Below are 13,149 nucleotides of genomic sequence, written 5' to 3'. Positions count from 1 at the left end.
GTGTGTGGCTTTACAGGATATTTCGAGCTCTTTCGATTAGTTCGGGATAGAGGATAAGGAAGAGTTTTTCGAATTCAGAGTAATGGCGTTCGAAGTCTTGGTAGCACTCAGCGAGTGGGAGCGTCCATTTGCGGTTTCTCTTTGAGATACGATCGAGGGTGAGTTTGATGCCGTCTTTGCTTACATAACATTCTAACCAATTTTCTGATTTGAGGTAGGGGTAGGCGTGGGCGAATTCTCCGATCCACCATTGGGGATGTTGTTCGAGGCTCTGGTAGAATTGGTTGATGAATAGAGAGCGTTCTTGCTGGTAGAATAAGTTCCAGTGGCGACTGAGGAAGTGGTCGTATATGATGTCGATGGCGATGCCTGCGAGTCGACGGCGGTTGGGATCGATGAGTTGTTTGGCTTCGCGAAAGGTTGGGTGGCTGTCGGTTAGGGAATCGATTGCTCGATGCATGATGAAACCTTGCACGAGTTCGGTTGGCCATTTTTCTAACAATGACTCATGGGTGCCCTTGGCGAAGTCGCCTAAGAAATTGCCAATACGCGAGGCGTCAGAATTATGTGCGAGGGCGACGTGGGCGAGGTAGTTCATTTATAATTGAAAGAGGTAGGTGAAGCACTTGAGCGTTTGCTTAGGGAATAGCAAACCGATGATGGCTCCGATTGGTGAGTAGAATGCCATATTTTTACAATAGGCTAGATTGATTCCGTCTGAGGAGAAGAGCAGACCTATGAGTACAATCAGGAGGTAGGAGACAATGGTACCGACTAGTCCCGCTATGAATCGCAATCCGAAAGTACTCATTGGGTGAAATGTTAGTGTATGAAAGATGGAGAGATAATTGTTATGATTTAAGGTATATAGGAGAGGGTTCTGTGCAAGTTAAGAGAAGTAAATGAACGGGCAGTAAGGTTGACATTCTTTGATTCGGAGGGATGCTGCGGCCATGGAAATTGAACAGATCATTACACATCCTGGCGGCGCTCATAAAGATGACTTTTTAGCGAGTTGTTTGATGGTTTATTCTTATGGAGTGCCAGTAGTACGCAAGGAGCCAACTGAGGCAGAGGTGGCGAATGCTGCGATTGCTGTATTGGACGTAGGTGGGGAGCATAACGAGGAGAAGATGAATTTTGACCATCATCAGTTTCCTGCTGATTATGAGCCGACTTGTGCGTTGAGCTTGGTGTTGATGCACCTTGGTTTGTATGAAGACGCACGCTTATACTGTGATTGGTTAGAGACTTCTGAATGGCTAGATACGCGTGGGGCTGTGAAAACTGCAGCGTGGTTGGGAATTGACCGTTCAGCCATGGCGAAACTTAATTCTCCAGTTGACATCACGCTACTTCGCCGTTTTGCAAAGGCTGAAAGGCATGAAGCTGGACAGCCGGTTTATGAAGTGATGCGGATGATCGGCGAAGACATGGTGACCTTTCTTAAGGGCATGAGGGAGCGCATGGAGGAGATCGATCGTCAGAGTGAAGTCTGGGAGATTGACGGAACATTCAAAGTACTTTTTATGCCGCGGACTGAACCGATGACTAGTGAACCGTCTGCAGGGATGGGACGTTATATCGAGAACCAAGAGCCTGATTGTGTGGCGATGGTGTACCCAGACCGTCGTGGGTCGGGTTATGGCCTAACTCGTTATAATGACGATTTACGCTTTGATTTTACACGTTGTGAGAACGAAGATGATGTGCATTTCGCGCACAAGGCAGGATTTATCATCAAGACATCAGCGACGGAAGTAGAACGACTCCAAGAGCTCTTAAGAATGGCTTGGGTGGGCTAGGAGATTTTTTATGGCCTATCGTTAGCGTGTTTCGCTTCACGGTAGGCTGGTTATGCATTTCAGCTATGCTGAAGTGTTGGGTTTTACAGGTGTAAAACTACGCCTAGCCTACTTGTTGATAGGTTTCTAAGGTTGTGCTCTAGTAGGCTTATTCTGCTGCAGTTTGTTTGCGCTTTTTCACCCAGAGCAGGAAGATCACGGTGGTCACTAGCATGAATACCATGAGTCCGAATAGTGCGAAGGCTCGATCCGTCTCGCTGTCCACATTCTCAGGAATAGCTCCTTCGATTGGCATCTTTGGGTCGCTGAGAATTGTGATCGATCCATTTGTGAGCGTCACTTTACTGAGCTTGTTAAACACTTCTGCGAGTTCTTCATCTTTGCGGTATTCAGAGAAGAGGAAGGTTGGTAGCTCTTTGGTGTACTTTTCGGGAACTGGATTACCATTGTCTGGGGTGATGTCTGTGACAATAGGGAAGACTGAACCCATCGCAATGATCGGGTCGACAGTCATGGTGGCATTGACATAGCGAATCCCGTCAAATCCGGCTCGGACTGGGAAGCTGATGTCTGAAATGATTGATGTTTTAGTGATTTCAGTGACACTGAGCGTGTCGCGGAAAGCTTTAAGTTTAGGATAACGGGCGATGGCTAAGTTCATCTCCTCGACATTGAAGGTGACCTCAGTACGCTTGCCGGCTCTTACAGCATTACTAAATGTGTCTATCTTGTTGTCGAGAGCTGTGGTGGCTGCCGTGTCTGCTGTGGAAGCCAGAACTGGTGCATCTTTTTCTAATTCAGAGATGCTGATGATCGCCGCTTTGTTTTCGCGATAGGAATACCAACCGATGCCCGCTAAGAAGAAGACCATGCCTAAAATCACGATGAAGATGATACAACCTGCGATGGGTGTAGGTTTTCCAGTGGCTTCAGTATTTGGCTTGGACATGTGCGTTTGATGGGCTTGCTGGGAGGAAGTTTCAAGTTTAATTAAGCGCGTGTTGCAAGATTGCGGGATGTACTCTACTGGTCGGCATGGCAAAGATTTTGGTAGGCCTCTCTGGGGGCGTTGACTCAAGTGTAGCTGCTGCTCTGATGGTTGAGCAGGGGCACGAAGTGGTTGGCGCTTACATGAAAAACTGGATCAACACTGATAATGTCCCGGGAGATTGTCCGTGGGAGAATGATGTCGATGACGCGCATGCTGTGGCGAAAAAGCTCGGTATCGAATTTCGCGTAGTGGATTTGATAGACCAATACCAAGATCGAATTGTCGATTATTTACTCGAAGGATATCGCAGTGGGATCACGCCTAACCCGGATGTGTATTGTAATCGTGAAATGAAATTTGGGGTATTTCTTGATTACGCACTCTCGCAGGGATTTGAGTATGTGGCTACTGGTCACTACGCTCGCAAGCGCGACCGTGCGGATGGTTCTGCCGATATTTTACGTGGGGCTGATACGAATAAAGATCAGTCTTATTTTCTAGCATTGATGGAGCAACATCAAGCGAAGCATGCGCTTTTCCCATGTGGAGAAATGCAGAAACCTGAGGTGCGCGAGGTGGCGAAACGTTTTGAATTGCCGACTGCTCAGAAAAAAGACAGTCAGGGGATTTGTTTCATTGGCAATGTGAAGATGAGCGATTTCTTACGACATTATGTACCGGATCGTCCCGGGAATATTGTCGATACCGAAGGCAAGCGTCTCGGCCGTCATAAGGGCTTACACCTATACACGCTCGGCCAGCGAAAAGGGCACGGTGTGGCATCGCCTCGTGACGGAGTAGCGTACGTGGTAGTAGGGAAAGACCTTAAAAAGAATGAACTTATTGTCGGTTACAATGAGGAAAGTACTCCGGGGCTCTACGCCAGTAAATCGGTGGTGGGAACTGTTTCATGGGTGAACAAGCCTGTGACAGCTCGTCGCAAGATCGAAGCTCAACCACGCTATCGTGCCAAAGGTGAGCCAGTGTGGGTAAGTCCACGTGAGGATGGTAAGCTAGATGTTGAATTTATCCGTCCACAGCGCGCACTCACACCTGGTCAGATCTGTGCATTTTACGAGAATGGCGTACTGCTCGGTGGTGGAGTGTTTGAGTCAGTGGAGTAGCAATCGTTTTTTACAAGGCCGTCAGAGATCGGTAAGTAGGGACATAGATGCTACGGAAATGGAAAGCAGAATCAAGAAAGTTGGTTTTGGTGAAAGAATAATGATTAGTCTCGATCATTTAAAATTATGTTGTTTAGTTTCCTGAATTTTTGGTGTTCGGCTAGATGGGGTAGTTTTCTGCTGTATGTTGACGTTCTGGGTAAATACTACGAATCTCAGGATGAGCACGGATGAAGCTGTTGGTTTCCACTAAAGTACTTGCTGTTGAATAGGTTTAGCAGGTGGTGCGACGATTATCTTCGTACTATTGTGAGTACATTTTAGGTTATATGAATCTAGTTTCAGGGGAAAATAACTGCATTGATGTTTGTTGAAAGATTGAGCAATATAATTGCGAGGTGATAGTATTCAGCTTAATGCATTTGAAGTGAGAACAAAAGAGATGATTTATGCCCTACACGGGGCGGTGGGGATGGCGGCTGATTGGAAGGAATTTGCTCAGGCGATGAAGATTGAGGGACGAAGTGTGGCGCGGGTGGATCTGTGGAAGTTTTTGGCGTGTTGTCCTATGCCGATTGGCGAGTTTGGGGCGGCTTTTAATAAGGAAGTGCACTCTAAGGAGGCTGTGCTGTTGGGTTACTCAATGGGGGGGAGATTGGCATTGCATGCATTGTTAGATACTCCTCGGAAATGGAGTAAGGCGGTGATTATTTCGGCTCATACAGGACTCGCTCAAGAGGATAGGATTCCTCGGCAAGCGCATGATGCAGCTTGGGCGGCGAAGGCACTGAAGGGGGAATGGGACGCATTTCTAGCTGAGTGGAATAGCCAAGGTGTGCTAGAAGGTAGTGCTATGCCTGATAGAGGAAAGTTGAAGGTGCAACGTGAGGCGGTGGCTCGTTCATTTATGGATTGGTCAGTGGGACAGCAGGAGGATTTGTTGGAGAGGGTCGGTGAAATTACGTGTCCTGTTTTATGGGTAGTGGGAGAGAGAGATGGGAAGTTCGTGGAAGTTGCGAAGAAGGCAGCTGAGCGAAATTCGCTTATTCGGCTGGAGGTGGTGAAGGATTGCGGGCATCGCGTACCGTGGGAGCAGGCTGAAGTATTCGCGGATCTGGTGGCTGACTTTTTGAACGAAAATCCTGTATCGCTAGGTGAATCTAGGGTTTAAGCATTTGCCATGAATAGCACGCTAAAATCTTGTATTCTTGCGGCACGGCCGAAGACTTTACCTGCAGCAATTGTACCTGTATGGCTGGGTTGTGTGTTGGCGTGGAAATTAGAGGGTGTTTTTGATTGGTGGTTGGCGGTGTGTACATTGATGGGCGCTGTGTGGATTCAGATCGCGACAAACTTTTTTAATGATGCGATCGATAATGACAAAGGTGCTGACACAGAGCATCGTTTAGGTCCGGTACGTGCGACGGCGAGTGGCTTGCTCACGCGTGGGCAAGTGTACGGGGCGGCGGTATGTTGTTTGGCCATTGCTGCTGTGTTCGGCTGGTTTCTTTTTGAGGCTCGGGGATGGACGATGGTGGCGATAGGTGTGCCGTCACTCTACCTTTGTTATGGCTATACGGGAGGACCAGTGCCTTTGGCGTATCGGGGGCTTGGAGAGTTGTTTGTGATACTTTTCTTTGGCGTGGTCGCCGTGATGGGGACCGTGTTTGTGCAGCTAGGGAGTTGGCCGGAAGAAAGCTTGTTGTTAGGGTTGCAGGTTGGATTGCTGAGTGCGGTGTTGATCTCGGTAAATAATTTACGGGATCGAGTCGAGGATGCTGGCAATGGGAAAAATACTTTGGCGGTTAAGCTTGGTGAGCAGTGGGCAATGCGGGTGATTTTATGGGAGCTCGTCGGTCCGTTTGCTTTATCGCTCGTTTGGTTTATGATGGGTTACCCTCTTCTCGCATTAGGTTCGTTGGTTTACATGGGAATGGGTTTAGTGATTTGGCGATCGATCAAAGTCGAGCCACCGAGTGCGAAGTACAATAAGTATTTAGCATTGGCGGGGATGCAGTTGCTGCTTTTTGCTGTCTCTATGACGGTTGTCTGTGTTATCTAACATCTCATGTTTATGAGCGATCCAATCTACATGCACCGCTACAGTTTGCAGAGTAAGAGTTTGCTCAATAGCCAATCGAAACGCAGGAGCTTTGACGGCATTTTGCTTCGTATTGGCGACGGTGTGGGTTGCGTGCACCCATGGGTAGAGCTCGGTGATCCCTCGGTAGATCAGTTAATTGCAAGTTTGCAGATAGAAGATTTTAGAAGTCCTTTATTGAGGAATGCGATGCATTGCGCGCAGATTGATGCTGAGGCTCGGAATAAGGGAGTGAGCTTGTTCGATGGTTTATCGGTGCCTGAAAGTCACGCGACGATTACGGTTGGTGAAGAGCAAGTTGAAGCAGCTGTGCGGCAGGGATTCAAGGTGGTGAAGTTGAAGCTTGGGCCAAATATTGATTTGGAAATGCTGGAGATGCTTCATGCGCGACATCCGAATTTACGTTGGCGTTTTGATTTTAACCAAAGCCTAGACGAAGCTAAGCTTTTGGCATTTTTGCTGTCCTTATCAGCGAGCTTGGTTGAGCAGATAGATTTTGTGGAAGATCCTTGTGATAGAAGGGTCGATATGAAGAAGTGCAGCGTTCCCATTGCTATCGATAAGGGGGTGGAAATGTGTGATAGTTCGTATCAATATGCTGTGGTTAAACCTGCGGTTGATGATGTGACTCAGGTTTGCGAACGCGCGCAAAGCTTAGGTCTCAAGGGGGTGTTTACGAGTTATATGGATCATCCTGTTGGGCAGTCTTATGCAGCATGGATGGCTGGAACTGCGAATGCGTTATATTCGCAATTAGAGATGGTAGAATGTGGGCTTATGACTCAAGGGCTGTTCGAAGAGAATGCTTTTATTGAAGCTCTGGGGCCTATTGGGCCGAAGTGGAATGCTGCTGATGGAGTCGGGCTAGGGTTTGATTCGTTGTTAGATGAACTCGATTGGAAACGAGTAAAGTGATGGAATGCCACTGTCCATATCTCGAACCAGCTTTTTGGCATTCCGAGGATTTATGTGTAATGTGCAATCCTTTTAACGCGGGTGATACAGAGCGATTGAATGGCTGGTTGGATCAGCAAGAGGATGAGAGTTTTCGTCATCATGTCTATTTTCAGACATCGGGATCGAGTGGTAAAGCGAAGTGGGTTGCTTTATCAAAATCTGCTTTATTAGCGTCTGCTAGAGGGGTAAATCGGCATTTAGAGATTGAGACAGGTGCGAAGTGGGCGTTGTGTTTGCCGATTTTTCATGTGGGAGGCTTTGGGGTGTTGGTACGATCATTTTTGACAGGTGGGCATTGTCAGGTATTTCATGAGAAGTGGGATGCGGTTGCGTTTTCGCGCTTTATGTTTCTGCAAAGGGCTGAGTATGTTTCTTTGGTGCCGACTCAAGTGGTTGATTTAGTGGAGTCGAGGTGTGTGGCTCCTGATAGTGTGAAAGCGGTGATAGTTGGTGGTGGAAAATTGGAAGATAGCTACTATGAGCGTGCTGTAGGTTTAGGGTGGCCGATTTTACGAAGTTATGGGATGACGGAGGCTGGATCGCAAATTGCTACTGGTGGTGATGATGAGGAAGGAATGAAAGTGCTGGATATCTGGCAGGTGAGAGTGGGTGAGGATGGCTTGTTAGAATGGAAAGGTGAGGCGGGGATGAGTTTTTACATTGAGGAAACAGAAGAGGGGTTTCGGCGAGTTGACCCCAAAAGAGATGGATGGTTCCTCACGCAAGATCGAGTAAGGATTGAAAATGGGAGATTACGGATGCTAGGCCGTATCGATTCTTTAGTGAAGGTGTTAGGTGAGCTAGTCGATCTCACTCTCATTGAGGAACGCATTCAAAGGGCAACTGGTAAGGAATGCGTGGTGCTGACTCAGCCGGATGCTCGACGTGGTGTTAAGCTTTTCCCCATTGTAGAATCTTCTGAGGATGTCGTGGTTCCAGAATTCAGTGGAATTGAGAGTTTAGAAGAGATTCGTATTATTTCTTCATTTCCTCGAACAAGACTTGGCAAGGTGATACGTGCAGAATTACGTGGGATGATAGAGCGTTAGTTTCTCTCTAAAAGCAGTCGAAATATTAGAATTTCGTGTTTAGGCTGGCGGCACATGACCTTAGAAGATCTCGGATGGAACGATGCCTTTGCGGCCGAATTTAAGCCTTTTATCAAAAAGGGTTGGGTGCCTGCACGTTTGATTCGTGATAATAAGATCACCTATGGAGCACTTCTTGAAGGCGGTAAAGAGCTTGAAGTGATTATGAGTGGAAAGGTTTACCATGATGCAGAATCCGATGCTGAACTTCCCGCCGTGGGAGATTGGGTGGCACTCGATGTGGGTGGCGACGATGAAGATTCGGTGATTCGCGCACGCTTGTCACGTCAGACTTGTTTTTCGAGAAAGCTCCCAGGGAAGAGTAGTGAGGAACAGGTGATGGCTGCGAATGTGTCTGTGGTGGTGGTGGTGACTGATGCTGGCTCAGACTTTAATCCACGGAGGATGGAACGTTACTTCATGTTGATTGAACGGAGTAAGGCCAAAGCAGTGGTGTTGGTGAACAAGAGTGATTTATTCCCTGATGATTTGAATCAATCAGCTAAGGAAGAAATTCAGGCATTAACAGCTGAAGCGGATGTGTATATCACCAGTGCGGCGAAGAATGAAGGCTTGGAAGTACTTAAGAAGTATTTGGCGCCAGGAGTGAGCATCACTATCGTAGGATCTTCTGGAGTTGGGAAGTCTACACTTGTGAATCAACTGTTAGGCGATGAATGGCAATGGACGAGTGAGGTCAATGAACTCACTGGCAAAGGGCGGCACACGACGACAGCTCGTGAACTTCTGGTGTTAGAAGAAGGTGGGATATTGATCGATAACCCAGGCATCCGCGAGGTGCAGATGTGGACGGATGAGACGACACTGCGAGAAAGTTTTGCCGACATTGATGAGATCGCAGCACAGTGTAAGTTTCACGATTGCAAGCACGGAACGGATAAAGGCTGTGCTATTCGCGTTGCGGTGGAGTCTGGAGAGCTTCCGCATGATCGCTACGAGAGTTACCTCAAGTTAGAAGATGAGGTGGCTCAGCTCAAGAAACGGAGGGAAAAGCGTAAGATGAATGTGGAAAGACGCGCTAAGCGTGACCATAAGGTGAAGGCGCGTAATCTCGCAGATCGTATCGATTATGAGAAAAGACAACGACCAGAGCGGTACTGAATTAGGTTTAGGTTGTTACAGCTGGAGGCCTACGTTCGAGCTTTTGACAGGAGTGTGAATGTGGCTCGAATGCTGTAAGGATGTTTTGGTAGATGCGTTCAGCGATTTTGGCATCGCCGCAGGTGAAGATGTCGATGGCTGCATAGGCCTGCTCTGGCCAGCAATGGATGGCGATGTGGCTTTCTGCAATAATGACGACTCCACTGAGTCCAATGGGGTTGAATCCATGGATCACTGTTTTGACCACGGTAGCTCCTGCGGATCGCGCGGCTTGTTCCATCGTTTTTTCAAGCAAGGGTGCAGACTCGAGGAGTTCGGGCATACAGCCTGAACATTCTAAAAGGTAGTGGACACCGTGGCTACTGTGGAGAGGTGAATCCATAGATTATTGAACGGTTTGTTGGAAGCGATCGAATTCGTCTTTTGACTTAGCGAGCACGATGATGCGGTCACCTTTTTCGATGCGCATTTGTTTGTCAGGATTTAAAATCGGCTGAGAATCACGGCGGATGCCAATAATTTGGAGATCTTCTTGGTAGTCGAGTGCTGCTTTTTGGAGCTCGATGATTGCTCGGTCGTGCAGGATGGTTTCACAGCTGTAAAATTGACTGCCCCTCGTATTTGTAAGAAGTTGACCAAAGGTGCGGTGGATGCCTGGATGGCAGTATTCCTGCACCATCATTTTATCACTCATTCCTTCTACGACGACGAGTCCATCGACGGAGGAACGTTCGAACATTTTTTGGTTTCTAGGGCTTACTACTTCTACGACTGTCCTGATAGAGTGGTCGATTTCTTCTTCGATCATTTCTACAATGGTACCAATAGTGAAGGAGTTGTGGTCGCTGGATGTGTCACTCGGATCTTTAGCCAAGATGAGCGTGCCATTGGCTGTTCTGATTGATGCTTTGTTGAGAATTTCTTCATTTGTTGGGTCTCCGTGAATGAAGCGGATATCATGTTTTAAAAACTCTTCTGGTATTTCTTCGAGCTTATCGTCGATCACGATAATGCCCCGGGTGCTACCTTCTGGAGTGGCTCTAAGTTCATTGATGATATGAAGCACTTTGGAGACAGAGGGGCAGTAGCATACGATAATATGGTCTTTCATATGGATATTGATGAGTCCTTTTCGTTTTTTAGCAGTGATATTGATGAGGCTCTCTGCGAATGAGCCGAGGAGGTAACCGATGAGTCCGATACCTAAGAGAAAACAGGGGTAGGCAATGAAAAATCTGCCAATAAAAGTGACGGGGAAATAATCACCGTAACCTACGGTAGTCATGGTGACCATGGCCCACCAGACAGAATCGATCAGGCTGAGGCCTTCTTGGTGAGGGGATTCAACGAGGTAAAATGCGAAGCCAAAAACGAGGTTTAGGCTGAGCGCACCAGCAAATGTTCGCAGGAGCTTGCCTGGAAGGCTGTGATTAGTTTGCTGAAAATAGCGCTTTAGATAGATGATCCACATAAGCGGTTAGAGGGTCCAAGGGGTTTGCCAAATCGGCTGGTCAGAGCAGGGAGATTTGAGCGATGGGTTATGTGTGGCATGTTGTGGGAACCAAGCATTGAGGTTAGAAAGGATTTCTATGTCGTCTGAGTAGAGGTCGCGCAGTAGGCTGAATCCTTGATTGGCTATATCATCGAGGATTGTTTCTCCTGTGATGATAGAACCATTGTCTTCAAAGGTGAGTTGTTCTGCTCGAATGGCGGAGTCGCAGATCTTGCGGATTTCTTTCCAAGCTTCCCCTGAAATAAGTTCGGTCTGCCAGGCGGCGGTGTCGGTATCGAGCTGTTCTTCTTGAACCTGTTGATAAAAGACGAGCTCTTCGGGATTACCACCGAGGTGTTTGATGATGGGAATGCGCATATCTTCCCAGCGGTCTTCGAGAAGGAAACGCTTCCATGCGAGTTCGGAATCGAAGTCCTGATAGGATGAAAGGGCAAAAGACCCCTCAGCTAGGTCGACGTGTGCGAAAATATCTATGTAGGTGAGGTAGCTTTGGTAGTGTCGGATAAAGGCCTCTGCCTTTATCTTCCCTTTTTTGCTAAGCGTGTAGTGGTGTGACTTATCGAATTCGACATAGCCTTTGCTGAGTAGCCATTGAAGAATAGGAAGAAAGTCTTCGGAACCGTCTGCAGCGATGATGTCATAGCGGGTGCCATGACGTAGCATTTGGTGAAGAATGTAGCTGGCTGTGTAGCGTTGGTAATCCATTTTACTTTATTGGATACTTAGGAAAATGAGCCGGTGATGATGAGGGCAGCGCCGACGCTTGTGGCGACCTCGATAAGTGCAGCGCCCCAGTTTGAGTCATCAGCAATTTCTTTGTTGAGGTGACAGGATGGGAGAAGCATTTTGTCAACAACTAAGCGAGTGATGCATAGAAGTATGGCGGAAACGAGTGCCCAGATGAGGAGCCCAAGAATTCCATCAAAACGAGTAATGTAGAAGCTGATCAATAGTCCATAACTGAAAAGCGCTCCACCGAATGCTACACCAGTAGCTGCATTGTCTTGTTCTAATTGTGAGTGGAGAGTTTTATCGATGAAGCTGGAATAGAGTTTGCTGAATGCGAAAATAAGTGTTTGCGAAATTGCAAACCAAAGGAAGGAGAGTCCGATTTCTACAGGAAGTGTGTAGATGTCTTCTCCTGCAATACTGGCGCGAATGATGAGTGCTGTGGTTAAATAGACTGCCGCTTGAACGGCTCCTACCCCGACATTTTTATCGGTAACGAGTTCGCGTTTGGTTGAAAATTGGGGCAAGACACATTTGTCATTGAACCAACGTGATAGGAGCAGCATGGCACAGCCGATCGCTCCCCAGATCGCGGTATTCGTGAGGTCTGCAACTAGTGTCGTAGTGTCCGTGGAGCTTGGTGAATTGAGAACGCCACTGAGGATGATGCCGACAGCTAAGACGAAGCCAGCAAATGAGAGGGCGATCGCTTTATTATCAATATGGGTGATTTGTTCATTGAGCTTGTAGCCAGAGAGGGCTTGGTTCACGAGCTTGGCAATCAGAAGGATCACCAACGAGAGTGTGAGGTAGAGGATGATTCTCCAGTCGAGTAATTCGAGTACTGGAGCGAGGTCTGAAAAGTTATCTAACATCGTGTGAATGAGTAAGGGTTATTTGCCACCTCCGAATGAGGAACCTGAGCGAGAGCTGGAAGAAAATCCTGAGCGGGCTGAGCCGAAGCCTCCACTACGGACGGTGCGCGATGGGTTTCGAGCTTGGAAGGTGCGCTGGCTCGTTGTGGGATTTTTTAGCGGAGCTTTGATGCTTTGTGCTGATTTGTTGAAGTTCGGAGACTTCACGGGTTTGCTAATGCTGGAATAGTTATTTTGTTTGATGTTACTGCTGTAGGAAGCATTTTTGTGGAAGCCTCGGTACTGATCGTAAGATCTAGGACTATAACTATTGTGATAAGAAGGGTAACGGTTCCACCCCCATGATGAATGGTAGGGTGAGTGTGCGTTCCAGAGGTAGCTCCATAGGAGAATCTCGCCGATACCGGTGTGGTGGTGATAGTAGTGGTTGTTGCCGTAGACTTGAGAGTTGCCACGTGTTTCAACATTGGCCGCGTCGCCGTCTTTTTCGAATTGGATGGTGCAAAGCTCTTGTTCTTCACCGGGAGCGACTTCGGTAGTGAGAGATAAGGCGCGCTGAGAGTCGGTGACGATTTCGGTAACTTTAATGAAGTCGACCTTGTCATCCTCGTTGAGGTCGAGGTTGTTGACTTTATTGTTAGGGGTATTGAGTTTCTTTTCAAATTCTTCGGCAGATTTGGATTTTGTTGCTAAATCGGTAACTGCCTTGAGATCGAGTCCATCGGAAGCAGATTGAACGATGGTGGTGACGTACTCAGTTCGGCTGCATTGAGTGAGCGTGGTGCAGAAACTCAGACAGAGTAATGAGCATATGATTCTAGAATGGAGCATAGGATTTTTGATG

General features: G+C 47.6%; 15 protein-coding genes. 7 read left to right on the top strand and 8 right to left on the bottom strand.

Going from position 1 to position 13,149, the window contains the following annotated elements; genetic code table 11:
- Positions 1-10: 10 nt before the first annotated feature.
- Positions 11-598, bottom strand: a complete 588-nt coding sequence (locus ACFPK9_RS02105) for an acyl carrier protein phosphodiesterase (RefSeq protein ID WP_377092911.1) — start codon at positions 596-598, stop codon at positions 11-13.
- On the bottom strand, positions 599-811 hold the full coding sequence (locus tag ACFPK9_RS02100) for a hypothetical protein (protein WP_377092910.1): 213 nt from the start codon (positions 809-811) through the stop codon (positions 599-601).
- Positions 812-953: 142 nt separating this feature from the next.
- Between ACFPK9_RS02100 and ACFPK9_RS02095 the strand changes: the two genes are divergently transcribed.
- Complete coding sequence (locus ACFPK9_RS02095) at positions 954-1,805, top strand: MYG1 family protein (RefSeq protein WP_377092908.1); 852 nt, start codon at positions 954-956, stop codon at positions 1,803-1,805.
- Positions 1,806-1,953: 148 nt separating this feature from the next.
- Here the strand turns inward: ACFPK9_RS02095 and ACFPK9_RS02090 are convergent, their stop codons facing one another.
- A complete protein-coding gene (locus tag ACFPK9_RS02090) occupies positions 1,954-2,754 on the bottom strand; it encodes a hypothetical protein (protein ID WP_377092906.1) in 801 nt (266 codons plus the stop codon).
- Between the two features lie 86 nt (positions 2,755-2,840).
- Here ACFPK9_RS02090 and mnmA point away from each other — a divergent pair, with 86 nt between their 5' ends.
- The 6 genes from mnmA to rsgA all read left to right on the top strand — a co-directional run bounded on the left by mnmA (position 2,841) and on the right by rsgA (position 9,188).
- Positions 2,841-3,920 carry a tRNA 2-thiouridine(34) synthase MnmA gene (gene mnmA / locus ACFPK9_RS02085; RefSeq protein ID WP_377092904.1) on the top strand — a complete coding sequence of 360 codons (1,080 nt, stop codon included), beginning with the start codon at positions 2,841-2,843 and terminating at the stop codon, positions 3,918-3,920.
- 442 nt (positions 3,921-4,362) lie between these two features.
- A complete protein-coding gene (locus ACFPK9_RS02080; RefSeq protein WP_377092902.1) occupies positions 4,363-5,091 on the top strand; it encodes an alpha/beta fold hydrolase in 729 nt (242 codons plus the stop codon).
- A gap of 9 nt (positions 5,092-5,100) precedes the next feature.
- Complete coding sequence (gene menA, locus ACFPK9_RS02075; RefSeq protein WP_377092900.1) at positions 5,101-5,982, top strand: 1,4-dihydroxy-2-naphthoate octaprenyltransferase; 882 nt, start codon at positions 5,101-5,103, stop codon at positions 5,980-5,982.
- Between the two features lie 12 nt (positions 5,983-5,994).
- The gene (locus ACFPK9_RS02070; protein ID WP_377092899.1) at positions 5,995-6,936 is read left to right on the top strand and encodes an enolase C-terminal domain-like protein; all 942 of its coding nucleotides are present in this window, start codon (positions 5,995-5,997) and stop codon (positions 6,934-6,936) included.
- 59 nt (positions 6,937-6,995) lie between these two features.
- Positions 6,996-8,027, top strand: coding sequence for an AMP-binding protein (locus ACFPK9_RS02065; protein WP_377092897.1), 1,032 nt, complete (start codon positions 6,996-6,998; stop codon positions 8,025-8,027).
- 54 nt (positions 8,028-8,081) lie between these two features.
- Positions 8,082-9,188: a ribosome small subunit-dependent GTPase A gene (gene rsgA / locus ACFPK9_RS02060; RefSeq protein WP_377092895.1), complete on the top strand. Its 1,107-nt coding sequence runs from the start codon at positions 8,082-8,084 to the stop codon at positions 9,186-9,188.
- Between the two features lie 7 nt (positions 9,189-9,195).
- On the opposite strand, the gene speD is transcribed toward rsgA, so the two are convergent.
- Genes speD through ACFPK9_RS02035 form a run of 5 tightly spaced genes read right to left on the bottom strand, consistent with a single transcriptional unit; the run spans position 9,196 to position 13,136 of the window.
- Complete coding sequence (gene speD / locus ACFPK9_RS02055; protein ID WP_377092894.1) at positions 9,196-9,570, bottom strand: adenosylmethionine decarboxylase; 375 nt, start codon at positions 9,568-9,570, stop codon at positions 9,196-9,198.
- A 3-nt stretch (positions 9,571-9,573) separates the two neighbouring features.
- The gene (locus tag ACFPK9_RS02050; RefSeq protein ID WP_377092892.1) at positions 9,574-10,659 is read right to left on the bottom strand and encodes a potassium channel family protein; all 1,086 of its coding nucleotides are present in this window, start codon (positions 10,657-10,659) and stop codon (positions 9,574-9,576) included.
- Positions 10,660-10,665: 6 nt separating this feature from the next.
- Positions 10,666-11,406: a hypothetical protein gene (locus ACFPK9_RS02045; RefSeq protein WP_377092891.1), complete on the bottom strand. Its 741-nt coding sequence runs from the start codon at positions 11,404-11,406 to the stop codon at positions 10,666-10,668.
- A gap of 17 nt (positions 11,407-11,423) precedes the next feature.
- Positions 11,424-12,305 (bottom strand): DUF350 domain-containing protein, encoded by an 882-nt coding sequence (locus tag ACFPK9_RS02040; RefSeq protein WP_377092890.1) that lies wholly within the window; start codon positions 12,303-12,305, stop codon positions 11,424-11,426.
- An 18-nt stretch (positions 12,306-12,323) separates the two neighbouring features.
- Positions 12,324-13,136 carry a hypothetical protein gene (locus ACFPK9_RS02035; RefSeq protein WP_377092888.1) on the bottom strand — a complete coding sequence of 271 codons (813 nt, stop codon included), beginning with the start codon at positions 13,134-13,136 and terminating at the stop codon, positions 12,324-12,326.
- Positions 13,137-13,149: the final 13 nt, after the last annotated feature.

The sequence above is a fragment of the Rubritalea spongiae genome, assembly GCF_042652385.1.
Classification (GTDB): Bacteria; Verrucomicrobiota; Verrucomicrobiia; order Verrucomicrobiales; family Akkermansiaceae; genus Rubritalea; species Rubritalea spongiae.
Note: the sequence above shows the minus strand (reverse complement) of the source record. Positions and strands in the feature narration are given on the sequence as shown.

Bases quoted from the DNA above. Each gene is read 5' to 3' on its own strand.
- ACFPK9_RS02105 (WP_377092911.1), bottom strand. From the start codon at position 598: ATGAACTACCTCGCCCACGTCGCCCTCGCACATAATTCTGACGCCTCG.
- ACFPK9_RS02100 (WP_377092910.1), bottom strand. From the start codon at position 811: ATGAGTACTTTCGGATTGCGATTCATAGCGGGACTAGTCGGTACCATT.
- ACFPK9_RS02095 (WP_377092908.1), top strand. From the start codon at position 954: ATGGAAATTGAACAGATCATTACACATCCTGGCGGCGCTCATAAAGAT.
- ACFPK9_RS02090 (WP_377092906.1), bottom strand. From the start codon at position 2,754: ATGTCCAAGCCAAATACTGAAGCCACTGGAAAACCTACACCCATCGCA.
- mnmA (WP_377092904.1), top strand. From the start codon at position 2,841: ATGGCAAAGATTTTGGTAGGCCTCTCTGGGGGCGTTGACTCAAGTGTA.
- ACFPK9_RS02080 (WP_377092902.1), top strand. From the start codon at position 4,363: ATGATTTATGCCCTACACGGGGCGGTGGGGATGGCGGCTGATTGGAAG.
- menA (WP_377092900.1), top strand. From the start codon at position 5,101: ATGAATAGCACGCTAAAATCTTGTATTCTTGCGGCACGGCCGAAGACT.
- ACFPK9_RS02070 (WP_377092899.1), top strand. From the start codon at position 5,995: ATGAGCGATCCAATCTACATGCACCGCTACAGTTTGCAGAGTAAGAGT.
- ACFPK9_RS02065 (WP_377092897.1), top strand. From the start codon at position 6,996: ATGTGCAATCCTTTTAACGCGGGTGATACAGAGCGATTGAATGGCTGG.
- rsgA (WP_377092895.1), top strand. From the start codon at position 8,082: ATGACCTTAGAAGATCTCGGATGGAACGATGCCTTTGCGGCCGAATTT.
- speD (WP_377092894.1), bottom strand. From the start codon at position 9,570: ATGGATTCACCTCTCCACAGTAGCCACGGTGTCCACTACCTTTTAGAA.
- ACFPK9_RS02050 (WP_377092892.1), bottom strand. From the start codon at position 10,659: ATGTGGATCATCTATCTAAAGCGCTATTTTCAGCAAACTAATCACAGC.
- ACFPK9_RS02045 (WP_377092891.1), bottom strand. From the start codon at position 11,406: ATGGATTACCAACGCTACACAGCCAGCTACATTCTTCACCAAATGCTA.
- ACFPK9_RS02040 (WP_377092890.1), bottom strand. From the start codon at position 12,305: ATGTTAGATAACTTTTCAGACCTCGCTCCAGTACTCGAATTACTCGAC.
- ACFPK9_RS02035 (WP_377092888.1), bottom strand. From the start codon at position 13,136: ATGCTCCATTCTAGAATCATATGCTCATTACTCTGTCTGAGTTTCTGC.